Source organism: Paucibacter soli (genome assembly GCF_037482845.1).
Taxonomy (GTDB): domain Bacteria; phylum Pseudomonadota; class Gammaproteobacteria; order Burkholderiales; family Burkholderiaceae_C; genus Paucibacter_B; species Paucibacter_B soli.
In genome coordinates this window covers 451,462-475,853 of record NZ_JBBHJW010000002.1, presented here as the reverse complement: position 1 = coordinate 475,853, position 24,392 = coordinate 451,462, and the positions used below count along the sequence as shown (strand labels likewise).

Sequence of the window (24,392 nt, the reverse complement as noted above, 5' to 3'; positions counted from 1 at the left end):
GCTCAGCGCGGCAGATAGAAGCTGGCACTGCTGTCGACCCGCGCGCCCTGGCTTGCAAGCCGGAAGTGGATGGGGCGCGAGCCGCTGCCCAGGCGCGCGGCCTGCTCGGCCGGCAGGCGCAGCTGCAGCACCTGGGCATGGATGGCGGCGGGCGGCAGCAGCACCTCGGCCGGGCCCACGCGGTACAGGCCGTCCAGCCCGTCGACCTCGATGCGCAGGGCGAGCGGCCGCTCGGTGCGGTTCATCAGCTGCAGGCGATAGACGTTCTCGATCTCGCCGTTCTCGACCTGGCGCGCCAGCGTGTTGCGATCCTTCAGCACATCGACCTGGAAGTCGGGCCGCCTCCACAGGCTGGTGGCAAAGCCTATGCACAGCGCCAGCAGCACCGAGCCATAGATCAGCACGCGCGGCCGCAGCGCGCGCGCCAGCATCTGGCGCGGCGTCCATTGCTGCCGCACACCGTTCTCGGTGGCGTAGCGGATCAGGCCGCGCGGCGCGCCGACCTTGTCCATCACCTGGTCGCAGACGTCGATGCAGGCGGCGCAGCCTATGCATTCGTTCTGCAAACCCTTGCGAATGTCGATGCCGGTGGGGCAGACCTGCACGCACAGGGTGCAGTCGACGCAGTCGCCATGGTGCTGGCCCTGGCCCAGGGCCTCGACCTTGCGGGCGCGCGAGCCGCGCGGCTCGCCGCGCTTTTCGTCGTAGGTGATGATGAGCGAATCGGCGTCGATCAGCGCGCTCTGGAAGCGTGCGTAGGGGCAGATGTACTTGCACATCTGCTCGCGCAGCCAGCCGGCATTGCCATAGGTGGCGCCGGCGTAGAACAGCACCCAGAACCATTCCCAGGGCGAGAGCCCCAGCCGCAGCAGGCTGGCGCCGAGCTCTCGAATGGGCGTGAAGTAGCCGACGAAGCTGAAGCCGGTGACGAGGGCCAGCGCCACCCAGCTGGCATGCTTGGCGCTCTTGCGCGCCAGCTTCTCGGCCCCCCAGGGCGCGGCATCCAGGCGCATGCGGGCCTGGCGGTCGCCCTCGGTATGGCGCTCCAGCCACATGAACATCTCGGTGTAGACGGTCTGCGGGCAGGCATAGCCGCACCACAGCCGCCCGGCCAGGGCGGTGAAGAAGAACAGCGCCAGCGCGCTGATCACCAGCAGGGCGGCCAGGTAGATGAAGTCCTGCGGATAGAGCACCAGGCCCAGCACATAGAAGCGCCCGGCGTCCAGGTCGAACAGCAGCGCCTGGCGGCCCTGCCATTGCAGCCAGGGCATGCCGTAGAAGAAGGCCTGCGTGAGCGCCAGCATGATCCAGCGCCAGTTGGCATAGCGGCCGCTGACCGCGCGCGGATAGACCTTGGCCTCGGCCACATACATCGAGGTGGCGACCGGCGCGATCGGAATGACTTTGGCGGGAGACTTCACTGGGAGCTGGGGGCGCGCACTTCGCGTGAGGAAGGCAGGCTGATCTTGGCCAGGCGCTTGGCCGTGGCGGGTTGCAGAAGGTCGGCCAGATTGTGCCCGTCAAGCTCGGCCAGGAAGGCGGCCAGCGCGTCCTTGAAGACGCTGGTGAGGCGGCAGGCGCCGGTGAGCGAGCAGCTGTTGCCGCTGCCCAGACATTCGACCAACTGGAAGTCGGGCTCCACCGCCCGCACCAGGTCGCCCAGGCTCAGCCTGGCCGGACTCATCGCCAGCTTCATGCCGCCGCCCTTGCCGCGCACCGTGGCGATGAAGCCCTGCTGGCCCAGCTGGTGGGTGATCTTGGTGAGATGGGCCTCGGATATCTGGTAGGCCGCGGCGATCTCGGCGGTGGTGCACAGCCTATCCTGGTGCTGGCCGAGATAGATCAGCAGGCGCAGCGCATAGTCGGTCATGGTGGTGAGTCGCATGAGCTGATTCTCAACCGGGCTGGCCGTCGGGGCGCGGGCGCAGCAGCAAGGGTGTGTAGCGCCAGAGGTAGAGCACGAAGCTCAGGCTCCACAGCGCCGCCGCGAGCTGTACGCTCAGCATCAGGCTGGCGGGCGCCAGCAGCGGCAGAAAGACGCGCAGCAGCGCCGCCAGCAGCATGCTCAGGTAGGCGCTGATCTCGATACGCCCGGCCTTCAGCGGCCGGCCGGTGTGGCCCAGCGCGGTGCGCGTGATCATGCCCAGGGTGATGAGGCCGATCACGCCCAGGGTCAGGGCATGGGTGGCCGGGCCCGGCGCGATCCAGCCCAGCGTGGCGGCCGCGCGCAGCAGCAGGTGCACCGGCAGCCAGGCATAGGCCAGGTGCAGCACCCACACCAGGGGATTGCGCCAGCTCTTCCAGGGCTGCCACAGCGCCAGGCGCAGGCCCTGGGCCAGCGCGGCGGCCAGCAGTGCGGCGGCCAGCAGCGCGCCCTCGACGGCCAGCAGATCCAGCACCAGCAAGAGCAGCACCGAACCCAGCGCCGCCTTTTCCACCTGGGGCTGGCGTGTGGCCCGCATGCCCGGCACACCGTTGTTGGAGAACATGGGCACGACGCGGCCGGCCATCACCGCAATCATGAAGAGCACCAGGTCCAGGCCGATATGGACACCGGGCAGCTGCAGCAGGCCGGCCTGGCTCAGATGCACGGCCACGCTGGCCAGGCCCATGGCGACGAGCAGGCCGACGAAGAAGTAGTTGCGCTTGTTGCCGGCGGCGTGCAGGGCACGCCACAAGCCCCAGGCGGCCGCCCACGGCACGGCCAGGTTCAGGAGCAGCGAGGCCCACAGCCATGGGCTCAGCACCAGCACGCGCGCCAGCAGCCACAGCGCCGCCAGCGCCATCAGGGGCTTGCCGGTGGGCGTGGGCTGGCCCGACCAGTTGCGTCCGGCGGTGAAGAGAAAGCCGATCACCACCGCCAGCGCGTAGCCGAACACCATCTCATGCGCATGCCAGAGCGAGCCGCGCAGCACCGGCTGCGCCAGCAGGCCCGAGAACTGCAACGCCCAGAGCGGCACCGACAGCGCCGCCAGCAGCGCCGCCAGCAGGTAGAAGGGCCGGAAACCCAGGTCCCACAGCGCCAGGCGACGCACGGCCGGACGGGGTGGTTCCTCGATACGAATGAACATGGTGTTGCTCATGATCAGCCGCCGCAGCAGCCGCAGCAGCTCTTGCCGGCGGGCTTGCGGCTGATGCGCAGGCGCCATTGCGCCGGGCCGGTTTCCAAAGCCTCCCAGTCGAACTGGCCGGGCCACTGGGCCTGAAACTGCTGGCGCAGGGGCACAGGCTCGTGGTCGCTCAGCAGGTAGAACCAGTTGCCCACGGGCAGGGCCTGGAAAGCCTCGAAGATGCGCGCGTGGCGTTCGTGCGGCGCGATCAGGCGCACATCGATCACTTCGGCGGCAGGGGTGGAGGCAACGGTCATGGTCGTCCTTAAAGTTGCATTTGCGATATAGCTATTGTCGCCAAGCGCTGCGCCTAAAGCAATATTCAAGATGCAACTTTTGATCTGCCTCAAGCCAAATCCTGCACGCCATCGGCAGCATGGCGGCCATGTCCGCTGCCCCTGCCCTCCCCCTGGTGTACAGCTGCTCAGGCTGCTCCGACGCCGCCCAGTTGGCCAATCACCTGGCGCTGCGCCTGGATCGCGCCGGCCTGGCCGAGATGTCCTGCATCGCCGGCGTGGGCGGTGGCGTGCCCAACCTGGTGCGCAAGGCGCGCGAAGCCGCGGCGTCGGGTCGACCGATGCTGGCCCTGGACGGCTGCGTGCTGGCCTGCACCAAGGCCTGCCTGGCCCAGCAGGGGCTGGCGCCGACCCACCACATCCGTCTGCACGAGATGGGCGTGCGCAAACATTACCGCACCGACTTCGACCAGGCGCTGGCCGATCAGCTGTTCGAGCAACTCTCCCAGACGGCGCGCGACCTGCAGAGCGAGCGGGCCTGAGCCCACAGCTCAGGCTACAGTTCGGCCCATGCTACGTCTACTGCCTGCCCCCCTGCTGGGCACTCTTGCCGCCATCGTGCTGGCCATCAACACCGTCACCGGCGTCACTCTGATGATCCTGCCGGCCCTGCTCAAGCTGCTGCTGCCCCTCAGCTTCGTGCGCAAGCCCTGCGACCTGGCGCTCAACGGCATCGCCTCGGGCTGGGTGGCCGTCAACAACGCCTGGATACGGGTGCTCAACCCGCAGACCTGGGACGTGCAGGGCGTGGACGGCCTGCACCGGCGCGGCTGGTACCTGGTCTCGCCGAATCACCAGACCTGGGTCGACATCCTGGTGCTGCAGCGCGTCTTCCACGGCCGCATCCCCTTTCTGAAGTTCTTTCTCAAGCAGGAACTGAAGTGGGTGCCGGTGATCGGCCTGGCCTGGTGGGCGCTGGACTTCCCCTTCATGAAGCGCGGCCGCAGCGCCGGCTCGCAAGCGGCCGATCTGGCCACCACGCGCAAGGCCTGCGAGAAGTTCAAGACCATCCCGACCACGGTGATCAACTTCGTCGAGGGCACGCGCTTCACCGCCGCCAAACATGCCGAACAGAAAAGCCCCTACCAGCACCTGCTCAAGCCCAAGGTCGGCGCGCTGGGCATGGCCCTGGCCACCATGGGCGAGCAGTTTGAGGCCCTGCTGGACGTGACCCTGGTCTACCCCGAAGGCACACCCAAGTTCTGGGACCTGCTGTGCGGTCGCTGCGGCCCCGTGCAGGTGCGGGTGCAGCAGCGCCCCATCCCCCCCGAACTGGTGGGTGGCAACCCGATGGAAGACAAGCGCCTGCGCGCCGGCATCTCCATGTGGATCAAGAAGCAGTGGAGCGAGAAGGACGCGCTGATGGCGGCCTTGCTCAAGCGCAGCCCCCCACCCTGAACGGGGGGCGCGGATTGCCCGAATAGACCTGGCGCATCACCATGGCGAAAGTAACAGCCTCTACCACATTCATCGAGGCCCGCCATGAGCATGCCCAAGAAACTGTCGGCCATCCACAGCGCCACGACGCTGCTGCTGCTGGCCATGTCGAGCGCCGCAGCGCTGGCCGCTGCCCCCGGCCCGGACGCCATGATCGTCGCTTACAAGGCCGGCAAGGCCGCCACCGTGCGCGCCGAGGTGCTGAATGCCGGCGGCAAGATCACGCGTGAAATCGGTCGCGCCAGCGCCTTCGCGGTGCGCCTGCCGGCGGCCGGCGTGGCCGCCCTGCAGGCCAGCGCCAATGTCGATTTCGTCGAGCCCGATGTGGAACGCCGCCTGCTGGGCGTGCCGTCCCGCACCATGGAAGGCATGGTCCAGCCGCAATCAACGGCGGTGGACACGCCGACCTCGGGCACCGAGATGCTGCCCTACGGCATTGCGATGGTGCAGGCCAACCAGCTCACCGACGCCCTCAGCGGCAACCGCAAGCTCTGCATCGTGGACTCGGGCATTGACCGCGGCCATCCCGATCTGGCCGCCAACTCGGCCAATCTGAGCGGTGTCAACCTGACCGCCTCCGGCACCTGGGACAGCGACGAAAACGCGCACGGCACCCATGTGGCCGGCACGATTGCTGGCGTGGGCGGCAACGGCATTGGCGTGGTGGGCGTGAACCCCGGCGGCAAGCTCAAGCTGCACATCGCCAAGGTGTTCGACGCCACCGGCTCGGCCTCCTCCTCGACGGTGATGGAAGCGGTGACACGCTGTGCCGACGCTGGCGCCAACATCATCAGCATGTCGCTGGGCGGCGGCGACCCGAGCCAGGCCGAGCGCCGCGTGTTCCGTGCCCTGCTCAACGAAGGCGTGCTGACGATCGCCGCCGCCGGCAACGATGGCGATACCAGCACCTCCTACCCGGCCGGTTACGAGGAAGTGATGTCGGTGGCCGCGCTGGACGCCAACAAGGCGCATGCCGGCTTCTCCCAGGTCAACAACGATGTCGAGATCGCCGCGCCGGGCGTGGCGACGCTGTCGACCATCCCGCCCAATCTGGAGTCGTTGGGCCAGCTCTCGGTGGCCGGCACGGACTACGCGGCGGCGGCCATGACCGGCTCACCCCGGCTCAGCGCCACCGCGGCACTCTATGACTTCGGTCTCGGCACCGCGAACGATGCCGGCGCTGCGGGCAAGGTCTGCCTGATCAAGCGCGGCCTGGTCAGCTTTGCCGAGAAGGTGACGCGTTGCCAGAACAGCGGCGGCGTGGCGGCGGTGGTCTACAACAACCGCCCCGGCATGCTGTTCGGCACCCTGGGCGGCGCGCCCACCACCATCCCCTCGATCGGCACCACCGACGCCAACGGCGCCGTGCTGATGGGCCTGACCGGCCAGGCCGCCACCGTCAGCGTGGTGCCGGACCCGGCCCTCTACGCCTACTTCAACGGCACCTCGATGGCCACGCCCCATGTCTCCGGCGTCGCCGCCCTGGTGTGGAGCCATTTCCCCAAGTGCAGCGCCAAGCAGATCCGCCAGGTGCTGAACGCCAGCGCGCAGGAGCTGGGCAAGCCGGGCAAGGACGCCGAGTACGGCTTCGGCCTGGTGCAGGCCAAGGCCGCCTACGACCGCCTGGCACAGACCGGTTGCGGCAACAACTGAAGGCTGGTTCGCTGGCCTGACGCCCTAACTGCGCGTCAGGCCAGCCACCCCAGCGGATGGTGGGCGCGCGCCACCGTCACCATGAAGCCGAACACCGCCAGCGCCGCCAGATAGCCCAGGGCCCGCTGGCCGCGCGTGCGGCCACGCTTGAGCGCGATGCTGCCCAGCACGATGTAGACCAGCAGCAGCATGAGCTTGACGCCCAGCCAATGCTCGCGCGCCGGATGCAGGCCCAGCAGGGTCCAGAGGCTGACGCCGGCGCCGAGCAGCAGCACATCGATCCAGACGCTCAGCCGGCGCACCCAGGCCCGCATGGGCCAGGTGGCGCCGGCCAGCACGCCCAGTCCGCGCAGCGCGAACAGCGTGCCGCTACAGCTCACCAGGCCGATGTGCAGCTGCTTGATGAGGGGGTAGTTGGACTGAAGGATTTGCAGCAAAAAGCTCATGGGCTGGCATCATCGCATCGCTGCCGGCCCCTGCAGTCGCGCCCCGTCGGCGCTCAAGGTCAATCCATAGCGCCGCAGGCCCTCGGCCAGGGGCAGCGCCGCAACACGCCGCCGCACATCCAGATTCACCACCTGCAGCTCAGCGCCGTCCGCGCCGCGCCCCAGGGCCTCGGCCTGGTCGGCGCTCAGCACCAACTCGCGCAGCGGCTGCGGCAAGGCGATGCGCCGCACGCCCAGAAAACCGCGCTGCGCCACGCCCTCGCCCATGCGGAAGTCGTGCACCAGGCCCTCGTAGAAGTCTTCAGCGTGAGGGTCGTAGGAAATCTCCCAGAGCTCGGGCAGGTCGCGCAGTGCCAACACAAAGCTGCGTCTCAGCGCGGCCGTGCGCAGCGCCGCCAGGGTGCTGACTGCGCGGCCATCACGGCTCGCCAAGGCATAGCTGCGCCGGACCCGCAAGCCCTCGGCGTCGAGCAGCAGCAGCTGATTGCCACTGGCAAGCAGCAACCATGCGCCGTCGGCGCTACGCGCCATGTGCTCAGGCGGGACGGCAGCCAAGCCGCCCGGCAGCGTGAGCCCGGAATCGGCATGCAGCGCCGTGGTGCAAAGCAGAAGCAATAGGCAACACAAGCGGGCCAAAGCGGCTCTCATCAAGCCAGCACCTCCACCAGGCCGGTCATCTCCGGATGAGGCCCGCAGCGATAGGGGTAGCGGCCCGGCCGCTCGAAGCGGCGCTGCCAGCGCTCGCCCGGGAACAGGCGCTCGGATTCCAGGCCTTCCTCGGCGAACAGAATGGAGTGGGTGGTGCGCTTTTCGCTATTGGTCCAGACCACCAGCGTGCCCACCGGCACCGACAGCTCGGCCGGCATGAAGCGGTAGTCGCGGATATCGACCACCACCTCCGCCGCCGGCGCCGCCATGCCGCCGCGCGGGCCGAGCAGCGGCAGCGCGCCCAGCGACGCCAGCTGCACCAAGCAGCGGCGGCGGGCTTGTTGCTGCTGCTTGCCGCTCATGACCGCCGTCAGGTTCAGAACTTGGCTGCCGTGATGTCGGCCTTGGTGTCCAGACCCAGGGTGTAGCCCAGCGAGACATGGTGGAAGCGGCCGATCGCATGGTCGTCGTGGATCGCGAAACCGAAGTTCACGCTCTTGCCAGCGGCCAGGGCCACATCGCCCTCACCACCGCTGAACTTACGGGTGAACACCACCACCCATTCGTCGCCCTTCTTCTCGCCCTTGGCCTCGACGAGGGCCTTGCCGCCCTCCATCACGCGCTTGTCGGCCACATAGCCGTCGCTCTTGCCGCCCTTGCTGGTCCACTGCAGCAGGTCGTAGAACTTGCCGCTGGCCAGGCTGCCATCCTTCACATACTTGGTCTTCTTGTCGTCGCTCGCCTCGGGCATGGTGCGCGCATCGATGTGGCAGGTCTCCCAGCAGCCCGAGAGATTGGCCTGCGGCACCTTGTTGTCTTCCAGCATGAAGGCCAGCTTGACGGCGTTGTCCTTGTCCATCTTGTCGCCACCGCCCGAGGGCGGCTGCTTCCAGCTGAAGCGCAGGTACAGATTGCTGCCGTCATGGGCGGCCTGCACATTCACCGGAATCGAGCCGGCCTTGCCCTTGAGCGGCTTGGGCTCGAGCTTCTGGCCGCTGGCCATCTTCTTGCCCATGTCGGCCGTCTCGGCATGGTGGCAGCTGGCGCAGCTCTCGCCCTTGCGCAGCGCGCGCGCGCCACCGTGCTCGGTGCCCTTGCTGATCCACTCCATCGGCGCGGCGCCGGGGTAGAACACGGTGATCTTGGTGGCGGCGACCTTGCTCCAGTCGGGCCCTGAAGCCCAGGCCGAACCGGTGGCCAGCAAGGCGGCGGCGGCCAGACTTGCAATGCGGGGGATGCTGTGCATAGTGATTTCCTTCTGCGCTATTCGTCTTCTTCGCTCATGCCCTGGGGCTTGTGGTGGGCAATGCCCTTGTGGCAGTCGATGCAGGTCTCGTTGTTCTTGGCCGCCAGCTCATGCGACTTCTTGGCACGCGGCTTCTGCTTCTCGGTATCCATGCTCTTGAGCGTGTGGCAGTTGCGGCATTCCAGCGAGTCGTTGGCCTTCATGCGCGCCCACTCGTGGCGAGCCAGCTCCAGGCGCTTGGCCTCGAACTTCTCGCGCGTATCCACCGTGCCCATCACCTTGCCATAAAGCTCGCGCGAGGCCTGTACCTTGCGCCACATCTTGGCGCCCCAGGCCTTGGGCACATGGCAGTCCGGGCAGGTAGCCCGCACGCCGGTGCGGTTGGTGTAGTGGATGGTGTTCTCTGAATATTCCTTGTAGACGTTCTCGCGCATCTCATGGCAGCTGGTGCAGAACGCCTCGGTGTTGGTGGCCTCGACGACGGTGTTGAAACCGCCCCAGAGGACGACACCGGTGACGATGCCGATGCCGAGCAGCGACAGCAGCGACAGCTTGCTGGGCCGGCGCAGCGCTTGCCACAGGCGCGCCAGGCGCGAGGGCTGGGAATTGGATGGGGCCACGACGGGGTCCTCTTGCTAACGAGGCTTGGTAGCGGCCGGCACCGCGCCGACCGCTGGCCTCATGGCATCTTCAATAGATGTCGAACTGGGTATTCCAGACGTTGAACTTGCCCGTCGGGGTGATCATGTTCGGATCGGTGATCACCTTCTTGAGCTTGAGCGTCTTGTCGTCGTAGATGACGATGGCCGACTGGTCGGTCTTGCCACCCCACAGCGAGATCCAGACCTCGTCGCCCGCCTCGTTGAACTCGGGGTGGACGGCGCGGCGCAGCGCCTTGGTTTCCGGCAGGCCGGAATCCTTGGCCACGTCGAGCTTGACCGGGGTCTTGCTCAGGTCCGCCAGGCTGTAGACGTACACCGACTCGGCGTTCTCACGCTCGGGGTTCATCGGCAGGTCGGCCCACAGATGCTTGGACTTGGGGTGGGTCTTGACGAACAGATTGCCCGCGCCCGGCATCTTCAGCTCTTCCACGACCTTCCAGTTGTACTGCTTGTAGGCAGCATGCTCCTTCTTGTCGGAGGCGGTCGAGATCAGCGACACCGCGGCACCGCCCAGGTGGCCGGTGGCCCACACCGGGCCGTACTTGCTGTGCATGAAGTTGGCGCCGCGTCCCGGGTGCGGAATCTTGGCGGTATCCACCAGCGCCGCGAGCTTGCCGGTCTGGGTGTCCACCGCGGCCACCTTGTTGGAGGCGTTGGCGGCCACCAGGAAGTAGCGCTTGCTGGCATCCCAGCCACCGTCGTGCAGGAACTTGGCCGATTCGATCGTGGTGGTCTTGAGGTTCTTGATGTCGCTGTAATCCACCAGCAGGATCTGGCCGGTTTCCTTCACGTTCACCACCCACTCGGGCTTGATGTGCGAGGACACGATGGAGGCCACGCGCGGCTCGGGGTGGTACTCGCCATCGACCGTCATGCCGCGGGTCGAAACGACCTTGATCGGCTTGAGGGTCTCGCCTTCCATGATGGAGTACTGAGGCGGCCAGTAGCTGCCGCCGATCAGGTACTTGTCCTCATAGCCCTTGAACTTGGAGGTATCCACCGAACGGGCATCCGAACCCATGCGGATGGTGGCCACCGTGGTGGGCTTCTCGAACCACAGGTCGATCAGCGTCACCAGGCCGTCGCGACCCACCGTGTAGACATAGCGGCCCGAGGCCGAGGTGCGCGAGATATGCACCGCATAGCCGGTGTCCAGGATCTGCCAGATCTGCTTGGTATCGCCGTCGATCAGGGCCAGCTTGCCGGTGTCACGCAGGGTGACGGCAAACACATTCTTCAGATTGATCTTGTTGAGCTGCTTGGTGGGGCGCTGCGCCACCGGCACCAGCAGCTTCCACGAAGCCTCCATGTCCTTGAGGCTGAACTCGGGCGGCACATCGGGCTTTTGCTGGATGTAGCGCGCCATGATGTTGATCTCATCCTTGCTGAGGATGTCGTCGTAGTTGACCATGCCGCCTTCGGTGCCGAAGCCGATGATCTTCTCCAGGCGCGCGGTACCCAGCTTCAGGGTGCCGCCCTCCTGCACCGTGCCGTCGGCGGCCTTCTTGGTCCACTGGGGTTCCAGGTTCTTGCCGGTGGCGCCCTTGCGCAGCACGCCATGGCAGCCGGCGCAACGCTCGAAGTAGATCTTCTTGCCGACTTCCATCTCGGCCTGGCTCATGGCCGGCGCGGTAGCGGCAGACTGGGCATGCGCACCGAACGCCAGCGTCGCCACCAGGGCCGCAGCGAGCCGGGACAGGTTCTGGGTCGTCATCTTTATGCACTCCGTCAGGTCGGGCCGCCACATCCGGGCGACCCTGGCAGCTCGAACACCATCTCGACATTGCGTCTCTTGGGATGGACCCGCCGGGGGGCTGCTGTTCCTCGCATCGGGCAGCGCCATGGTCGGCGCAGCGGGCGCGAACGTCCTTGAACTGGTTCAAGCAATTCGACGCTGGCGGGCCGCTATGCTGCAAGCCCATGGAGGTATCGCATGACGCACCAAGACATCCTGCGCTTCTGGTTTGAGGAAACGCCGCACCGCGCCTGGTGGACCGCCGATCCGGCCTTTGATGCGCTGATACGCGAGCGCTTCGGCGAGCTGCTGCGGCGCGCCGCCCAGGGCGAATGCGAGGCCTGGCGCAGCAAGCCCCGTGGGCGCCTGGCCGAGATCGTGCTGCTGGACCAGTTCTCGCGCAATGTCTACCGTGGCAGCCCGCAGGCCTTCGCCCAGGACGGCATGGCCCTGGTACTGGCGCAGGAGGCGGTCAGCCGTGGCGAGCTGGCGCCCCTGAGCGGGGTGGAGCGCGGCTTCCTGCTGCTGCCCTACATGCACAGCGAGTCGCGCCTGGTGCATCAGTGCGCCGAGCAGCTCTACCGCGAACATGCGCTGGACGACAACTACCAGTTCGAGCTGCGCCACAAGACCATCATCGACCGCTTCGGCCGCTACCCGCATCGCAATGCCGTGCTGGGCCGCGTCTCGACGGCCGAGGAACTCGAGTTCCTCCAGCAGGCCGGCTCGAGCTTCTGAACCGGCGGCCGGGGCGAGCCGGCCGCCGCCACGCGTTGCGCCGGCGCATGAGCCGTTTGGCATTGGAACGCTGCGTATTCCAGGGTACGGCGCATGGAGCGCCGGCCAACCACGACTGGAGCACACCATGATTTCCAAGCCCCTGCTGCAACTGCTGGCCGCCACCACCGTCTGCGCCGGCCTCGCCGCCTGTGGCGGCGGCGCCGATGCACCTGCACCTGCACCTGCGCCTGCGCCTGCACCTGCACCCGCACCCGCACCCGCACCAGCACCCGCACCCGCACCCGCGCCGGCACCAGCACCCGCGCCGGCACCAGCACCAGCACCAGCACCAGCACCAGCACCTGCACCTGCACCAGCACCTGCACCTGCACCTGCACCTGCACCTGCGCCTGCGCCTGCGCCTGCGCCTGCGTCGAGCTTTGCCAAAGCCGGCCCCACGGTACCCGCCGCGGCCCTGGTCAAGCTCTGCCCCTCGGCGGCCAGCCAGGCGGGTGGTGGCATGCGCTACTTCAACTGCAAGGCCTCGGTGGTCGCGCAGGACAATCTGGCCGTGTTCGACCCCATCAACGCCTGGTTGGCGGCGCACCGCCATGCCGCGCGCCTGCCCATGCTGGCCGGTACGGTGAGCTCCTCGGATGGCGTGGCCGGCGTGAACAAGGGTGACGACTGCGACTTCGGCATCGAGCCCTTCATCGGCATGTTCAGCGACAGCTACCAGAAGGGCGGCGTGGTCAAGGGCCTGAGCTGGTCGGGCAGCGTGGACGACGAGATCGACACCGACAAGGACGGCAACGTCGTCTACCTGCATGCCGCCGACTGGAGCAGCACCAGCGGCGGCACCGAGGTCAACTTCCCCGGCGTCACCGGCGGCACCGTGCTCGAAGCGGTGTACGGTTCGACCGGCAAATTCCTGCTCTGCCGTATGGACTGAGCACGAGGCCGCCAGGCCTGGGCCGGCGGCCTGGTCGCGAGGAAGCAGGCAGCGCGCCGTCGACAGGTGAAAATGCCGCATGGACACCGCAAGCATTTTCTGGGGCCTGCTGTTCGGCGCCATCGGCGCAGGCTTCTTCGTCTATGGCAAGAAGCAGGGCAAGCCGGTGCCGCTGCTGTGCGGCATCGCGCTGGCGGTGTTCCCCTACTTCGTCAGCAATCTGCCGAGCCTGGTGGCGCTGGGCATCGTGCTCTGCGCGATCCCCTATTTTTACCGGCCTTAGCTTGCGGCCATTGCGTGGGCAAAGAGGTCACCATGTCGAGTGAAGACGCGCCGACCGCCCGCTACGTCTACGTCTGGGCGTTCCTGATCGCGCCGGAGCGCCGTGCCGAATTCCTGCGCGCCTACGGGCCCGGCGGCGCGTGGGAAGCCCTGTTCCGAAGGGCCGAGGGCTATATGGGCACCCTGCTGCTGCAGGACCAGGCCGATCCGAACCGCTACCTCACCATCGACCGCTGGCGCAGCGCCGCGGCACATGCGGCCTTCCGCGCCCGCTTCGCTGCCGACTACGCGGCCCTGGATCGCGCCTGCGAACGCCTGACTGCGCTTGAGGAGAACATGGGCGAGTACTGGGAGCGCTAGCGAGTTCGGCGGAAGGTCTTGCCTGCAAAGCGCAGCCAGACCTTCGGCGCATCGCCCCTCAATGCGAGGTGCCCTCTTCCCGGCTGATCTTGTTCCAGACGTTGTACTTGCCCACCGGCTTGCTCATCGGCAGGCGCTTGATTTCCTTGAAGCTGGCGGCGTCGTAGACGATCAGGGCGCCGTCCTGCTCCCACAGGCTGGCCAGCACATAGCGGCCGTCCTTGGTGAACTCCACATGGGCCAGCGTCTTGCCGGCCTCCTTCACCTGGGCCACCACTTCAAGAGTTTGCTTGTCGATGATGCTCATGGTGTCGCGCACGGCCGGTCCGCCCATCATGGAGTCGGTCCAGGCGTAGCGGCTCTTGGCATGGCTGCGCATGAAGAAGCCCGGGCCGGGCGTGGCGATCTCGCGCACCAGGCTCCAGTCCTTCAGGTCGATCACGCTGATGCGGCCATCCTTCAGATTGGGGCTGGCCATCAGGCGCCGGCCCTGCCAGTCGAAGCTGATGCCCGAGCCCAGATGCGGCATGCCGGCAATCGGCAGGCTGCTGATCTTGCGGCGCGCGTCCAGGTTCACCACCTGGCCCAGCATGGCCGTACCATCGGCGCGCGGCCGCGCGGCGCCCAGCACATGGGCATAGCTGTCGTCAAAGAAAAAATCGTCCAACGGCTCGTCCAACGCGGTGCGTTGGGGGGTCAACTCCGCGGGCTTGCGCATTGCGGCGGCGTCGTAGGAGAGCTCCCAGAGCTCGGCCACGTCCTTGAGCGCCACCACAAAGCTGCGCCGCGGCGCGGCGTCGTAGACGGCCGACACGCGCGAGCTCTGCCGGCCGTCCTGAGTCCTGGCATCCAGGCGCTTCACCAACTGCAGATCGGCATCGAACAGCACGACCGTGTGCGGCAGGTAGTTGGCCGCCATCACCCAGCGCCCATCGGCGCTGACCGCGACATTGCGCATATTGATGCCGGCGCGCACCTCGGCCACCAGCTTGAGGTTCCAGAGATCGTATTTGCTGATCCAGCCGTCGCGCGAGCCGAAGTAGACGTAACGGCCATCCGGGCTGAACTTGGGCCCGCCATGCAGGGCGTAGCGGCTGGCAAAGCGGTGCACGGGCTCGAACTTGTCGCCATCCACCAGGCTGACATGGTGGTCGCCCCCCTCCACCACCACAAACAGATTCATCGGGTCGGCCTGCCATTGCGGGCGCGCCGGCCAGCGGCGGCTGGCGGCGTCGAACGTGCGCGAGGCCTCGATGTCGGCATCGCTCCACTGCGGCGCGGGCAGCACCGGCTGGTAGATATAGGCGGCCAGGGCCTTGATCTCGGCCTCGCCGAGCTGTGCGGCAAAGCCCTGCATCTGGGTGGCCGGCCGGCCCTCTGCAATCACCTTCAGGGCCTCGGGCCGGCGCAGACGTTCCAGGCTCTCGGGCAGCAGGGCCGGGCCCATGGCGCCCAGGCGCTTCTCGCCATGGCAGGCCGCGCAATACTGCTGGTAGATTGCGGCGGCATCGACGCTCGGCGCGGGCTGGGCGCGGCCATAGTCCAGCCCCAGTGCGGCCAGGCCCAGGGCCAGGCCCAGCTTGATGCAGATCTTCAGCAAGGTACTCATATCAAATCTCGGCCTGGATGGGGATGGTCTTGGCGCGGTGCTTGAAGGGCTGCAGCTGCACGCGCGCACTCAGGCGCGCCGCGGCCTCGCCCGACAGGCCGATCTCGGCATCGTCCAGATAACAGCCCGGATCCTCGGCCCAGAGATCGCCGGTGATCTGCTGGGCGCGCACCCTGGTGTTGCCGCCGCACAGGGCGAAATACTGGCATTCGGCGCAGCGCCCCTGCACCGGGCGGGGTCGGGTCTTGAGCCCGTCCATCAGCGGGTCGCTGCGGTCGCTCCAGATCTGCGAGAAGGGCCGCTCGCGCACATTGCCCAGCGGGTAATGCCACCACATGGTGTCGGGGTGCACCACGCCGAGGTTGTCGATATTGGCCACGCCCACGCCCGAGGCATTGCCGCCCCAGGCCACCAGGCGCTCGCGCAAGGGTGCCGCCCATTGCGGAAAACGCTCGGCCACCCAGCGCAAGAGGTAGGCGCCATCGGCGTCGTTGTTGCCGGTCACGTAGTCTCTGGCGATGCCGTCCTGCGCATCGCGCCAGGCCGTCTCGAACAGCAGGTCCAGGGCCTCGCGGGTGGCCTGAAAGTGGGCGTCGCGGCCGCGGTGGATATTGCCGCGGCCGGCGTAATTGAGGTGGGAGAAATAGAACTTGTCGACCTGCTCGTCGCGCATCAGCTGCAAGAGGGCCGGGAAGTCCTGGCCGTTCAGGTCGGTGAAGGTGTAGCGCAGGCCGGTCTTGACGCCCTGCTCGCGCAGCAGGCGGATCGCCGTCAGCGAGGCGTCGTAAGCGCCCTCCAGGCGGCGGAACTTGTCGTGCGTGGCGCGCGTGCCGTCGATGCTGATGCCCACATAGTCGAACTGTTGCGCGGCAATGCGCGTGGCCATGGGGGCATCGATCAAGGTGCCGTTGGTCGAGAGCGCGGTGTAGAAGCCCAGCGCCTGCGCGCGCGCGGCGATCTCGAAGATATCGGGGCGCAAGAGCGGCTCGCCGCCGGACAGTATCAGCACCGGAACGCCATAGGCGCGCAGATCCTGCATCACCGTCTCGACCTCGGCAAAACTCAGCTCGCCCGGGTACTCATGGTCGGCCGAGAGCGCGTAGCAATGCTTGCAGGTGAGGTTGCAGCGGCGCGTGAGGTTCCAGATCACGACCGGCCCGACCGGGCCGAGGGGCCCGTTCGAAGTTCCCCGCCTCGCCGCCACCGGATACACGCCCTCGCGCTCGGCCTGGGCCACTTCACGCAGGTATTGGCTGATTCTTAGCATGAGGCTATTCCTTGATGCGCAGGCCGGTCTTCTTCAGGATCGCCGTGCTGTAGAGGATGTCGCTGCCGCGGCAGGCCGGGCCCAGCAGGGCGCGCAGCTTCTCGGCCTGCTGCGCCACCTCGGCGCGGCTGCGCCCATGCAGCATGGCGAACAGGTTGTAGGGCCAGGCCGGCAGCCGCCGTGGCCGGCGGTAGCAGTGGCTCACACCGGGCTGGGCGGCGATGCGCGCACCCAGCTCGTCCACCTGGGCGTCGTCCACGTCCCAGACCGTCATGCCATTGGCCACATAACCCAGCCGGTAATGGTTGGGCACGGCGGCGATGCGGCGTATCAGGCCGCGCTCGCGCATCTGCGACAACTGCGCGATCACCTCGTCCTCGCTCAAGCCCAGCACCGCGCCCACCGCCTCGAAGGGTCGCTCCAGCAGGGGCAGGCCGTGCTGGGTGGCGGCGATGAGCTGGCGCTCGATGCGGCTCAGCGTTTGCTCAGACATGCGAGCCCTCCTCGGCGCGGGCCTCAAGATAGAGGCCCACGTGGTATTCACGTTCCTTGGGAAAGGTCAGCACCGCCAGGCCGGTGGCGGCCTCGATGCGCGCGCACACCGTGGCGATCTCGGCGGGGCTTTCGGTGGCCAGCACGAACCACATGTTCAGCGCATGCTCGCGCCGGTAGTTGTGCGCCACCTCGGGCATCGCGTTCACGAGCGCGGCCACCTCCGCATAGCGCGCCTCGGGCACGGCGATGGCAGCCAGCACAAAGCGCCCGCCGGCGCGCTCGATCTGGAACATCGGGCCGAAGCGGCTCAGCGTGCCCTGCGCCAGCAGGCGCTGCAGGCGCGCGATCAGCTGCGTCTCGCTGCAGCCCAAGTCCTCCGCCAGCGCGGCAAAGGGTCGCGGCACTAGGGGCAGATCTACCTGCAGCCGGTTGATCAGGGCAGCATCCAGCGCGTCCAGGTGCGCCGGCAGCGGCGGGGTGTCCTCGGGTTCATGCATGAGAAAAACTCGCCTCCAAGTTGCTGCCGCCCTGCCCGGCGGCGATGGCACGGAAATAGCGCGCGCCGCATTGCTTGAAGCGCCGGCGGCTGAACAGCACGGCCTGGCTGCAGTTCTCCAGGCCAGCATTGCTGCGCGCACAGGCCAGCCAGTGCAGCACCTCGTCGCGCTCGCGGCCATGCAGCATGCAATAGAGGTTGTAGGGCCAGCCGGGGCCGCGCGCACGGCGGTAGCACAAGGTCACGCCGGGCTGTCGCGCCAGCAGGGCCGCATGCTCGTCCACCGCCTCGTCGGCGACATCGAACACGCACATGGCGTTGGCCGAGATGCCCAGCTCGTGATGGCGTACCACCACGCCGAAGCGGCGCAGCGTGCCCTGATCCAGCCATTGCTGCAGGCGCTGCAGCACCTGCTCCTCGGGCCAGCCCAGCGCCTCGGCCCAGGCCGCGTAGGGGCGCTGCAGCAGCGGCAGCCCGTCTTCCACCAGGGCGGCCAGGCCCATGTCGGCGCTGGCTACCGGCTCGGCCCGGCTGCGCGTGAGGCCTTCCACGCGCGAGGCGCAGCCGCCCCGGCCCGGCTGCTGCAGGTCGAAGCCCAGGTTGATGCGATAGGCGCGCTGCATGGGCAGGCGCAGCACATGCAGGCCACTGCGGCGCTCCAGCTCATGCAGGGCCTGCTCCAATGCCTCGTTGTCGTGACCGGTAAGCACGAACCAGAGGTTGTAGGCATGCTCGCGCTCGTAGTTGTGGTTGACGCCCGGATGCGCGCTCACCAGCGCCGCCACCGCGTCCAGGCGCTGCGGCGGTACGGCCATCGCGCACAGCAGCGCGGCGCCGCCTGCGCCGGGGTTCCAGATGCCGCCAATACGCGAGATGCTGCCGCCCGCCTGCAAGCGCCGCAGCCTGGCCAGCACCACTTCACCCTCGCCGCAACCGAGCTGCCGAGCCAGCGTCTCGAAGGGTTTGCTGTCGAGAGGGAAGCGCTGCTGCCAGTCGTTCAGCAGGCGGGCATCCAGGTCTGTGCTCTGGTCCATGGTCACAATCCGATGCGATGGGCGCGGCTGGTGAAGAAGATGCCGCTGGGTGCCTGGGCCGGCAGCGTGGCCAGGGTGGCGAAGCTGCGCGTATCGACCACGCTGACCAGATCGCTGTCGCGCGCCGAGATCCACACCGCCTCGCCGCGCGGCGTGAACTCCATATGCAGCACGGCCTTGCCGGGTTTGAAGGCATGCACGATGCGTTGGCTCTGGGTATCGATCACCTGCACCTGGTCATAGTCGGGCACGGCGAAGTTGACCCAGACCTGGCGCCCATCCGGCTGCGCCATCACGAACACCGGTTGCCCGGCCACCGGGATGCGCGCCACCTCGGCCCAGCTCTGCGTGTCCACCACCAGCACCTCGTGGCGGCCGATGGCGGGCAGATAGGCCAGGCGCCCGGCCACCGCCCAGCCGCGCAGATGCGGCATCTTGAACACGGGCAGCGGTTGCTGGCCACGCCCATAGCCAGGCAGGATGCGCTCGACCTTGGGCTCGGCGGCCCAGAGGTCGATCTTGGCCAGGCCGTCCTCGCCGAACAGGCCGGCGATGTAGTGGCGGCCGTCCGGCGTGACCAGGGCGTCATAGGGCTGGTGGCCCACATTCCTGAACTTGCTGATGCGCGGCGCCTTGGGCTCGGCGAGATCGGCCAGCCAGATCTCGTCGGCATCGAAGAGAGAAAAAATGAAACGCTGCCCGGGCAGATCGGCCAGGCCCACCACGCGCGAGAGCTTGCCCGGCGCGTACTCGGCCGGGATGTCGGCCACCAGGCTCAGGTCCTGGGCGTCGAAGACCTTGATGCCGCCGGGCTGGTAGTTCTGCGCCACCACCCAGCGCCCGTCCTGCGAGATCGCGCCGCCGATGGAGTTGCCGCTTTGCTGCACCCGCGCCACCACCGAGAGACTGGGCAGATGCAGCTTGCTGAGCGCGCCGTCACGGCCGAACACATAGGCGTAGGCACCATCGCGCGAGTACACCAGCGAGGCATGCGAGAGATCACCCAGGCCCTGCACCCGGCCCAGCGCGCTGCGCGTGCTGGTGTTGAGCAGTTGCAGGCTGCCGCTGGCACGCTCCACCACCAGGCCCAGATCACCGGTGCCCTGGATGCGGGCCGGCGCCTGAGGAGCTTGTGGCGCCTGCGCGCAGGCGGTGAGCAGCAGGGCCGCCGCGGCGGCACCCAAAAAACCCAGCTTCATGGTTTGCTTTCGGATAGAACGGCGACGGGCTCGCCCTGCAGCACGCCGGCCAGCCACTCAGCCTCCTCGGCGCTGAGCATGGTCTTCCAGCCCGGCATGGGTGTGCCGGGGCGGCCGTGGTAGATGACGGCGGCGATCGAGCCGCGTGGCAGCTCGCGCATCGCCTGCACATGGATGGCGGGGCCCAGGCCGCCGTTGAGCTGCATGCCGTGGCAGGAACCGCAGTCCTGCTTGAGCATGCGCAGCAAGGCCTGTTGACGCGCCGGCGCGGGCGATTGGGCCAGCGCTGCCGATGCAGCCAGCAGCAGCACCGCCGCCAACCCGACCCTCAGCCCCCTGCTCTTGCCCATCACCGCGCACCTCTTGATTCGATGTGCCAATGCTTGCTTGATGTCAATCAGTTGTCCTTGAACCAGTTCAAGGACGGGTCAGGCCCGCTGTTTTCACAATGGCCGCAAGCCTTCCGCATGGAGCAAGACGATGAGCCGACTGGACGAACCCCGCTACTTCAGCACCCCCAGCGTGACCCTGGTGGGTGCCGGTCCGGGCGACCCCGAATTGCTGACCCTGAAGGCTGCGCGCGCCCTCGCCGAGGCACGCCTGGTGCTGTATGACGCGCTGGTCTCGCCCGAGGTGCTGGCGCTGGCGCACCCCGAGGCCGAGCTGATCTATGTGGGCAAGCAAAGCGGCCACCACCACCTGAGCCAGGAGGCCATCATCGAGCTGATGATCCGCCTGGTGCGCGAGGGCCGCTCGCTGCTGCGCCTGAAGGGCGGCGACCCCTATATCTTCGGCCGCGGCGGCGAGGAGGCCGAGGCGCTGGCCGAGGCGGGCATCAGCTTCCAGACCATCCCCGGCATCAGCGCGGCGCAGGCCGCGGCGGCCGGCAGCGGCATCCCGCTCACGCACCGCGATCACGCCGGTGCCCTGGTGTTCGCCACCGGACATCTGCGTGCCGCCACCGATGGCTCGGCGGCGCACTGCGTGGACCTCGACTGGCCCATGCTGGCGCGCCCGCAGCAGACCGTGGTGATCTATATGGGCCTGAGCGGGCTGGAGATCATCAGCGCCAAGCTGATCGAGCATGGCCTGCCGGCCGACACGCCCGCGGCCCTGATCGCCAACGCCAGCCAGGCCAGCCAGCGCTGCCTGCGCGCCAGCCTGGCCGCCTTACCCACCCTGGCGCGCACGCAGGGCGTGCGCTCGCCCGCCCTGCTGGTGATCGGCCATGTGGCGGCACTGCACGAGAAGCTGGCGCCCTGGATGCAGGCCGCGCAAGCCGCTCACTGCACGGTGTAGCGCGCCAGGCGGCGCGGCTGCATGATGCGGATGTCGCGCCGGCAGATCTGGATCAGGCCCTCGTCCTCCAGCTCGCGCAGCACGCGCGAGAAGTACTCAGGCGTGAGCGACAGCCGCGCCGCCACGTTGGCCTTGCTGACCGGCAGAGAAACCGTGATGGGCTCGGCCGAGCCCTGGCCGTCGGTGCCGCCCTGTTCGAGCAGATAGCCCACCACGCGGTGCGCGCCGCTGTGCAGGCAGTAGGACTCCACATCGCGCAGCAGGCCCTGGATGCGCTGCGAAGCGCCGGCCAGCAAACGCAGCGCAAACGCCGGGTCGCGCTGCACCTGCGCGGTCAGCAGCGCCGCCGGCACGCGCAGCACCAGCGCCTCGGTGAGTGCCTGGGCACTGAAGCTGTAGGGCTGCTGGTTGAAGATCAGGGTATCGCCGATGCTCTGACCCGCCCCCACCAGCTCGAACACCTTCTCGGCGCCATGGCTGGCCACGGTGTAGAGCTTGACATGGCCGGTCACCACCAGGTGCACCGCGTCGCAGGCGTCGCCGGCATGCAGCAGCATGGTGCCGCGCTCCAGCCGCAGCGCCGCCACGCCCTCGCGGGCCATACCCTGCAAGTCAGCGTCCGACAGGCCCGCAAACAGCGGCAACACGGCCAGGTAACGCGGCACATCAAATACAGCAGCAGGCATATGGGGCTCCCCGGTGGATGGCGGTTTCTATGGCCGCGATTCTTGCCATCCAGGTCCGCGCCGGGTTGATCCGGATCAAATGTCGAGGGCCGCTAGTTCTTCAGAACTACCTGGCCTCAGCCGCCGACCGATGAATGGCTGGCAAGGCGCTGCGCATCGAGGATGCGAATGTCGCGCTTGTCCACTTCGATCAGGCCCGCCGCCTCCAGCTCATGCAGCACGCGCGAGAAGTATTCGGGCGTGAGCGAGAGCCGCGAGGCCACCGTGGCCTTGCTGACCGGCAGCGAGACGGTGATGACCTCACCGCTGGCGCAGTCTTCAACCGGTTGGTCACGCAGCAGATAGCCGATCACACGCTGCACACCGCTGTGCAGGGCGTAGGCCTGCACATCGTGCACCAGACCATGCAGGCGACGCGAGATGCCGGCCAGCATACGCAGCGCGAAACGCGAGTCGGCCTCGATCTCGCGCAGCACCGCCTCCTTGCTGACGCTCAACACCAGGCTGTCGGTGAGCGCCTGGGCACCAATGATGTAGGGCTTGCCGGTGAACATGAGCGCCTCGGCAAAGCTGTGGCCGGGACCCAGCAGCTCGATCACCTTCTCCTGCCCAGCCGGTGAAATGGCAAACAGCTTGACCTGGCCGGTCACCGTGACATGAAATTCCTCGCAGGGCTGACCCACATGGAAGAGCGATTCGCCGCGCGTGTAACGCCGCAACTGGCAGCCCGTGGCCAGGCGTTGCAGCTCATGGGCACTGAGGTCGTTGAACAGCGGCAGGTTGGCGAGATATCGCGGCAGGTCGAACGCGCGCATGTCCATGGCAAGACTCCATCAAAGCTGGCGCATTGTCGGCCCGTATTTGCCGAGGCAAGCTTGATGTGTGTCAACGATCAACTGCGGCGCGTCAGGCGCGCATAGACCGCCGCCAGGCGCAGCGGCAGCTCGGCCGGCCGGCTCACCTGGGCCCAGCCCTGGCTGCCGAACAGATGCGGCAGATAGTCCTGCGCCTCCTCGTCGATGCTCAGACAGAATGGCGTGAGGCCGGCCTCGCGCGCCTCCTGCACCGCATGGCGGGTGTCCTCGATGCCCCAGCGCCCTTCGTAGACGTCGAGGTCATTGGGCTTGCCGTCGGTGAGTATCAAGAGCAGGCGCTGGCGCTCGGGGCGCTCCTGCAGGCGCTTGGCTGCCAGGCGTATGGCCGCGCCCATGCGGGTGTAGTAACCGGGCTTGATGGCACCCACGCGCGCCTGCACCGCAGGCTTCCAGGCCTCGTCGAAGCCCTTCAGGTGTTGCATGCGCACATGGCTGCGCCGCACCGAGCTGAAACCCAGCATCGCATAGGCGTCGCCCAGGCCGTGCAGGGCCTCGCCAAAGACGTAAAGGCTGTCGCGTATCACGTCGATGACGCGCGCCTCGTTGTTGACATGGGCATCGGTGGAGAGCGAGAGATCGGCCAGCAAGAGCGTCGCCAGGCTGCGCTCGCCGCGCTGGCGGCGCGCGTAGACGGCCGGGTCGCTGAGGCTTGGGCCGCCATCGCAGGCATCGCTGGCATGGCGCACCCAGGCATCCAGGTCGATGGCATCGCCATCGGCGCAGCCGCGCTGCCAGCGCGGCGCGGCGCGCAGCAGCTCAAGGCCACGGCGCACGCGGCGCGCGGTGGCACGCAGCGCAGGTGGCGGCACAAACCCTTGGGCCGGCGTCGCCACCAGGGTCTGCACGGCGCAATGCGCGGGTAGCAGGCGGCGCTGCTTCCAGTCCCATTCGGGCAGCTGCTCGCCGGGGCCCAGGGGGCGGTCGTCGGCGCTGGCGCTGGGCAGGTCGAGATCGAATTTGATGCGCGAGGCCGAGGTCTGCTGGCCGCGTGCCAGCGTCAGCTTTTCCATATCGTCGGCGGCGGCCTCCGACTGATCATCGTCTTCATCGTCGCTGCCGCGATCCACCGGCACATGCTCGCTCCAGGTCAGGATGGACTCGATCTTGGAGGGCAGCAGCAGCGGCGGGCGGTCGGAGCTTTGGCTCTGCTGGCGGGTGCGCCGGCGCGTGTTGTTACGCGGGCGCGGCTTGGCGCCGTCCTCACCCGCCCTGCCCTCGCCCTTCTCGCCGGCATCGGCGCGCGGCGCCGTGGCCGCGGCCTCCGACCAGGGCTCCAGCCACAGCCACACCGGCGCCAGCTGCATGCCGTCCAGCTCGATGCCGCTGAGCTTGCCCTCGGGCGAGCCGTCCAGGCCATGGCGCAGCACCGCCTGCAGCGCCTGTTCGGCACTTGCGGCCATGCCGTGCAGGCGCGCCGGGTCGGGGCGCTGGGCCAGGTGCGCGGCCAGCAGGCGCCGGTAGCTTGGGCGCAGGCCCGGGCAGCGCTCGAGCGCGCGCGCGGTGGCGGCACGGTTGGCGATCACCCAGGTGGCGCCGGGCTCGAAGGCCGCGGCCAGCGCCGCCAGCCAGAGATAGAGCTCCCGATTCAGGCCGGCGTCGTCGAACACATCGATCTGCGGCGGCAGCGCCAGTGTCTCGGCATCCAGGCGCGGACGCGCCGCCCGCTGGCCCGTGCCCGCGATGCGCTGCAGCCAGCCGCGCGGCCCACCCACGCGGGCCTGACCGGCCGGCACGACGCGCACCGCGCTGGCGCCGCCGGCGGCGCGGTAAAGCACCGCCGCGGCGCGCTGCACCGATTCCAGCGCCACCGCCTGCTCGGGATAGCCGCGGTAGGCCGCCCGGCTGATGAGGCGGTGCCATTGCTCGCCGACCCACTCTTCCATGG

The 24,392-nt window shown here is 68.1% G+C and carries 28 protein-coding genes; 8 read left to right on the top strand and 20 right to left on the bottom strand.

Annotation, left to right across the window (positions count from 1 at the left end; translation table 11 throughout):
- Positions 1-2: 2 nt before the first annotated feature.
- From ccoG to WG898_RS06890, 4 genes are read right to left on the bottom strand one after another with little or no spacing between them, the layout of a single operon-like run.
- Entirely contained in the window at positions 3-1,373 is a 1,371-nt protein-coding gene (gene ccoG, locus WG898_RS06905; protein WP_339602256.1) for a cytochrome c oxidase accessory protein CcoG, read from the bottom strand.
- A gap of 44 nt (positions 1,374-1,417) precedes the next feature.
- On the bottom strand, positions 1,418-1,885 hold the full coding sequence (locus WG898_RS06900; RefSeq protein ID WP_339602018.1) for an RrF2 family transcriptional regulator: 468 nt from the start codon (positions 1,883-1,885) through the stop codon (positions 1,418-1,420).
- A 10-nt stretch (positions 1,886-1,895) separates the two neighbouring features.
- Positions 1,896-3,071, bottom strand: coding sequence for an NnrS family protein (locus WG898_RS06895; RefSeq protein WP_339602017.1), 1,176 nt, complete (start codon positions 3,069-3,071; stop codon positions 1,896-1,898).
- Positions 3,072-3,085: 14 nt separating this feature from the next.
- On the bottom strand, positions 3,086-3,367 hold the full coding sequence (locus tag WG898_RS06890; protein ID WP_339602016.1) for a DUF2249 domain-containing protein: 282 nt from the start codon (positions 3,365-3,367) through the stop codon (positions 3,086-3,088).
- A gap of 119 nt (positions 3,368-3,486) precedes the next feature.
- On the opposite strand from WG898_RS06890, the gene WG898_RS06885 reads away from it, so the two are divergent.
- From WG898_RS06885 to WG898_RS06875, 3 genes are all read left to right on the top strand, one after another.
- The gene (locus tag WG898_RS06885; RefSeq protein ID WP_444718917.1) at positions 3,487-3,888 is read left to right on the top strand and encodes a putative zinc-binding protein; all 402 of its coding nucleotides are present in this window, start codon (positions 3,487-3,489) and stop codon (positions 3,886-3,888) included.
- A 28-nt stretch (positions 3,889-3,916) separates the two neighbouring features.
- The gene (yihG, locus tag WG898_RS06880) at positions 3,917-4,804 is read left to right on the top strand and encodes a 1-acylglycerol-3-phosphate O-acyltransferase, YihG family (RefSeq protein WP_339602014.1); all 888 of its coding nucleotides are present in this window, start codon (positions 3,917-3,919) and stop codon (positions 4,802-4,804) included.
- A gap of 84 nt (positions 4,805-4,888) precedes the next feature.
- Positions 4,889-6,496, top strand: coding sequence for a S8 family serine peptidase (locus tag WG898_RS06875; RefSeq protein ID WP_339602013.1), 1,608 nt, complete (start codon positions 4,889-4,891; stop codon positions 6,494-6,496).
- Between the two features lie 35 nt (positions 6,497-6,531).
- Here WG898_RS06875 and WG898_RS06870 read toward each other — a convergent pair whose 3' ends face one another.
- The 6 genes from WG898_RS06870 to WG898_RS06845 all read right to left on the bottom strand — a co-directional run bounded on the left by WG898_RS06870 (position 6,532) and on the right by WG898_RS06845 (position 11,212).
- Positions 6,532-6,942 (bottom strand): SirB2 family protein, encoded by a 411-nt coding sequence (locus WG898_RS06870; RefSeq protein WP_339602012.1) that lies wholly within the window; start codon positions 6,940-6,942, stop codon positions 6,532-6,534.
- 9 nt (positions 6,943-6,951) lie between these two features.
- Entirely contained in the window at positions 6,952-7,473 is a 522-nt protein-coding gene (locus tag WG898_RS06865) for a hypothetical protein (protein WP_339602011.1), read from the bottom strand.
- A gap of 116 nt (positions 7,474-7,589) precedes the next feature.
- Complete coding sequence (locus WG898_RS06860) at positions 7,590-7,952, bottom strand: plastocyanin/azurin family copper-binding protein (RefSeq protein WP_339602010.1); 363 nt, start codon at positions 7,950-7,952, stop codon at positions 7,590-7,592.
- A gap of 14 nt (positions 7,953-7,966) precedes the next feature.
- Positions 7,967-8,836: an ethylbenzene dehydrogenase-related protein gene (locus WG898_RS06855; protein ID WP_339602009.1), complete on the bottom strand. Its 870-nt coding sequence runs from the start codon at positions 8,834-8,836 to the stop codon at positions 7,967-7,969.
- A 17-nt stretch (positions 8,837-8,853) separates the two neighbouring features.
- Positions 8,854-9,456 (bottom strand): NapC/NirT family cytochrome c, encoded by a 603-nt coding sequence (locus tag WG898_RS06850; protein ID WP_444718916.1) that lies wholly within the window; start codon positions 9,454-9,456, stop codon positions 8,854-8,856.
- A 70-nt stretch (positions 9,457-9,526) separates the two neighbouring features.
- Positions 9,527-11,212 carry a cytochrome D1 domain-containing protein gene (locus tag WG898_RS06845; protein WP_339602008.1) on the bottom strand — a complete coding sequence of 562 codons (1,686 nt, stop codon included), beginning with the start codon at positions 11,210-11,212 and terminating at the stop codon, positions 9,527-9,529.
- A 219-nt stretch (positions 11,213-11,431) separates the two neighbouring features.
- Between WG898_RS06845 and WG898_RS06840 the strand changes: the two genes are divergently transcribed.
- The 4 genes from WG898_RS06840 (at position 11,432) to WG898_RS06825 (ending at position 13,547) form a co-directional block, all read left to right on the top strand.
- The gene (locus WG898_RS06840; RefSeq protein ID WP_339602007.1) at positions 11,432-11,971 is read left to right on the top strand and encodes a DUF924 family protein; all 540 of its coding nucleotides are present in this window, start codon (positions 11,432-11,434) and stop codon (positions 11,969-11,971) included.
- A 127-nt stretch (positions 11,972-12,098) separates the two neighbouring features.
- Positions 12,099-12,905 carry a hypothetical protein gene (locus tag WG898_RS06835; protein WP_339602006.1) on the top strand — a complete coding sequence of 269 codons (807 nt, stop codon included), beginning with the start codon at positions 12,099-12,101 and terminating at the stop codon, positions 12,903-12,905.
- Between the two features lie 79 nt (positions 12,906-12,984).
- Complete coding sequence (locus WG898_RS06830) at positions 12,985-13,188, top strand: hypothetical protein (RefSeq protein ID WP_339602005.1); 204 nt, start codon at positions 12,985-12,987, stop codon at positions 13,186-13,188.
- 32 nt (positions 13,189-13,220) lie between these two features.
- Complete coding sequence (locus WG898_RS06825; RefSeq protein WP_339602004.1) at positions 13,221-13,547, top strand: antibiotic biosynthesis monooxygenase family protein; 327 nt, start codon at positions 13,221-13,223, stop codon at positions 13,545-13,547.
- Between the two features lie 58 nt (positions 13,548-13,605).
- On the opposite strand, the gene WG898_RS06820 is transcribed toward WG898_RS06825, so the two are convergent.
- From WG898_RS06820 to WG898_RS06790, 7 genes are read right to left on the bottom strand one after another with little or no spacing between them, the layout of a single operon-like run.
- Positions 13,606-15,156 carry a cytochrome D1 domain-containing protein gene (locus tag WG898_RS06820; protein ID WP_339602003.1) on the bottom strand — a complete coding sequence of 517 codons (1,551 nt, stop codon included), beginning with the start codon at positions 15,154-15,156 and terminating at the stop codon, positions 13,606-13,608.
- 1 nt (position 15,157) lies between these two features.
- Positions 15,158-16,423, bottom strand: a complete 1,266-nt coding sequence (nirJ, locus tag WG898_RS06815) for a heme d1 biosynthesis radical SAM protein NirJ (protein ID WP_339602002.1) — start codon at positions 16,421-16,423, stop codon at positions 15,158-15,160.
- A 4-nt stretch (positions 16,424-16,427) separates the two neighbouring features.
- Entirely contained in the window at positions 16,428-16,916 is a 489-nt protein-coding gene (gene ahbB, locus WG898_RS06810) for a siroheme decarboxylase subunit beta (protein WP_339602001.1), read from the bottom strand.
- Positions 16,909-17,415, bottom strand: coding sequence for an Lrp/AsnC family transcriptional regulator (locus tag WG898_RS06805; RefSeq protein WP_339602000.1), 507 nt, complete (start codon positions 17,413-17,415; stop codon positions 16,909-16,911). The genes ahbB (WG898_RS06810) and WG898_RS06805 overlap by 8 nt, the downstream gene beginning before the upstream one ends.
- Positions 17,408-18,448 carry a siroheme decarboxylase subunit beta gene (gene ahbB / locus WG898_RS06800; RefSeq protein WP_339601999.1) on the bottom strand — a complete coding sequence of 347 codons (1,041 nt, stop codon included), beginning with the start codon at positions 18,446-18,448 and terminating at the stop codon, positions 17,408-17,410. Before ahbB (WG898_RS06800) ends, WG898_RS06805 begins: the two co-directional genes overlap by 8 nt.
- A gap of 2 nt (positions 18,449-18,450) precedes the next feature.
- Positions 18,451-19,647 carry a cytochrome D1 domain-containing protein gene (locus WG898_RS06795; RefSeq protein WP_339601998.1) on the bottom strand — a complete coding sequence of 399 codons (1,197 nt, stop codon included), beginning with the start codon at positions 19,645-19,647 and terminating at the stop codon, positions 18,451-18,453.
- Positions 19,644-19,997: a c-type cytochrome gene (locus tag WG898_RS06790; protein ID WP_339601997.1), complete on the bottom strand. Its 354-nt coding sequence runs from the start codon at positions 19,995-19,997 to the stop codon at positions 19,644-19,646. The genes WG898_RS06795 and WG898_RS06790 overlap by 4 nt, the downstream gene beginning before the upstream one ends.
- Before the next feature lie 130 nt (positions 19,998-20,127).
- On the opposite strand from WG898_RS06790, the gene cobA reads away from it, so the two are divergent.
- The gene (gene cobA, locus WG898_RS06785) at positions 20,128-20,946 is read left to right on the top strand and encodes a uroporphyrinogen-III C-methyltransferase (protein ID WP_339601996.1); all 819 of its coding nucleotides are present in this window, start codon (positions 20,128-20,130) and stop codon (positions 20,944-20,946) included.
- Here cobA and WG898_RS06780 read toward each other — a convergent pair.
- The 3 genes from WG898_RS06780 to WG898_RS06770 all read right to left on the bottom strand — a co-directional run bounded on the left by WG898_RS06780 (position 20,931) and on the right by WG898_RS06770 (position 24,390).
- Entirely contained in the window at positions 20,931-21,632 is a 702-nt protein-coding gene (locus tag WG898_RS06780; protein WP_339601995.1) for a Crp/Fnr family transcriptional regulator, read from the bottom strand. The two genes, cobA and WG898_RS06780, sit on opposite strands and share 16 nt — an antisense overlap.
- Positions 21,633-21,748: 116 nt before the next feature.
- Positions 21,749-22,453, bottom strand: coding sequence for a Crp/Fnr family transcriptional regulator (locus WG898_RS06775; RefSeq protein ID WP_339601994.1), 705 nt, complete (start codon positions 22,451-22,453; stop codon positions 21,749-21,751).
- A gap of 71 nt (positions 22,454-22,524) precedes the next feature.
- Positions 22,525-24,390, bottom strand: coding sequence for a nitric oxide reductase activation protein NorD (locus WG898_RS06770; RefSeq protein ID WP_339601993.1), 1,866 nt, complete (start codon positions 24,388-24,390; stop codon positions 22,525-22,527).
- Between the last annotated feature and the right edge of the window lie 2 nt (positions 24,391-24,392).

What these genes read in the sequence shown, in the direction of transcription:
- ccoG (WP_339602256.1), bottom strand. Translation starts at nt 1,373, where the DNA reads ATGTATGTGGCCGAGGCCAAGGTCTATCCGCGCGCGGTCAGCGGCCGC.
- WG898_RS06900 (WP_339602018.1), bottom strand. Translation starts at nt 1,885, where the DNA reads ATGCGACTCACCACCATGACCGACTATGCGCTGCGCCTGCTGATCTAT.
- WG898_RS06895 (WP_339602017.1), bottom strand. Translation starts at nt 3,071, where the DNA reads ATGTTCATTCGTATCGAGGAACCACCCCGTCCGGCCGTGCGTCGCCTG.
- WG898_RS06890 (WP_339602016.1), bottom strand. Translation starts at nt 3,367, where the DNA reads ATGACCGTTGCCTCCACCCCTGCCGCCGAAGTGATCGATGTGCGCCTG.
- WG898_RS06885 (WP_444718917.1), top strand. Translation starts at nt 3,487, where the DNA reads ATGGCGGCCATGTCCGCTGCCCCTGCCCTCCCCCTGGTGTACAGCTGC.
- yihG (WP_339602014.1), top strand. Translation starts at nt 3,917, where the DNA reads ATGCTACGTCTACTGCCTGCCCCCCTGCTGGGCACTCTTGCCGCCATC.
- WG898_RS06875 (WP_339602013.1), top strand. Translation starts at nt 4,889, where the DNA reads ATGAGCATGCCCAAGAAACTGTCGGCCATCCACAGCGCCACGACGCTG.
- WG898_RS06870 (WP_339602012.1), bottom strand. Translation starts at nt 6,942, where the DNA reads ATGAGCTTTTTGCTGCAAATCCTTCAGTCCAACTACCCCCTCATCAAG.
- WG898_RS06865 (WP_339602011.1), bottom strand. Translation starts at nt 7,473, where the DNA reads ATGGCGCGTAGCGCCGACGGCGCATGGTTGCTGCTTGCCAGTGGCAAT.
- WG898_RS06860 (WP_339602010.1), bottom strand. Translation starts at nt 7,952, where the DNA reads ATGAGCGGCAAGCAGCAGCAACAAGCCCGCCGCCGCTGCTTGGTGCAG.
- WG898_RS06855 (WP_339602009.1), bottom strand. Translation starts at nt 8,836, where the DNA reads ATGCACAGCATCCCCCGCATTGCAAGTCTGGCCGCCGCCGCCTTGCTG.
- WG898_RS06845 (WP_339602008.1), bottom strand. Translation starts at nt 11,212, where the DNA reads ATGACGACCCAGAACCTGTCCCGGCTCGCTGCGGCCCTGGTGGCGACG.
- WG898_RS06840 (WP_339602007.1), top strand. Translation starts at nt 11,432, where the DNA reads ATGACGCACCAAGACATCCTGCGCTTCTGGTTTGAGGAAACGCCGCAC.
- WG898_RS06835 (WP_339602006.1), top strand. Translation starts at nt 12,099, where the DNA reads ATGATTTCCAAGCCCCTGCTGCAACTGCTGGCCGCCACCACCGTCTGC.
- WG898_RS06830 (WP_339602005.1), top strand. Translation starts at nt 12,985, where the DNA reads ATGGACACCGCAAGCATTTTCTGGGGCCTGCTGTTCGGCGCCATCGGC.
- WG898_RS06825 (WP_339602004.1), top strand. Translation starts at nt 13,221, where the DNA reads ATGTCGAGTGAAGACGCGCCGACCGCCCGCTACGTCTACGTCTGGGCG.
- WG898_RS06820 (WP_339602003.1), bottom strand. Translation starts at nt 15,156, where the DNA reads ATGAGTACCTTGCTGAAGATCTGCATCAAGCTGGGCCTGGCCCTGGGC.
- nirJ (WP_339602002.1), bottom strand. Translation starts at nt 16,423, where the DNA reads ATGCTAAGAATCAGCCAATACCTGCGTGAAGTGGCCCAGGCCGAGCGC.
- ahbB (WP_339602001.1), bottom strand. Translation starts at nt 16,916, where the DNA reads ATGTCTGAGCAAACGCTGAGCCGCATCGAGCGCCAGCTCATCGCCGCC.
- WG898_RS06805 (WP_339602000.1), bottom strand. Translation starts at nt 17,415, where the DNA reads ATGCATGAACCCGAGGACACCCCGCCGCTGCCGGCGCACCTGGACGCG.
- ahbB (WP_339601999.1), bottom strand. Translation starts at nt 18,448, where the DNA reads ATGGACCAGAGCACAGACCTGGATGCCCGCCTGCTGAACGACTGGCAG.
- WG898_RS06795 (WP_339601998.1), bottom strand. Translation starts at nt 19,647, where the DNA reads ATGAAGCTGGGTTTTTTGGGTGCCGCCGCGGCGGCCCTGCTGCTCACC.
- WG898_RS06790 (WP_339601997.1), bottom strand. Translation starts at nt 19,997, where the DNA reads ATGGGCAAGAGCAGGGGGCTGAGGGTCGGGTTGGCGGCGGTGCTGCTG.
- cobA (WP_339601996.1), top strand. Translation starts at nt 20,128, where the DNA reads ATGAGCCGACTGGACGAACCCCGCTACTTCAGCACCCCCAGCGTGACC.
- WG898_RS06780 (WP_339601995.1), bottom strand. Translation starts at nt 21,632, where the DNA reads ATGCCTGCTGCTGTATTTGATGTGCCGCGTTACCTGGCCGTGTTGCCG.
- WG898_RS06775 (WP_339601994.1), bottom strand. Translation starts at nt 22,453, where the DNA reads ATGGACATGCGCGCGTTCGACCTGCCGCGATATCTCGCCAACCTGCCG.
- WG898_RS06770 (WP_339601993.1), bottom strand. Translation starts at nt 24,390, where the DNA reads ATGGAAGAGTGGGTCGGCGAGCAATGGCACCGCCTCATCAGCCGGGCG.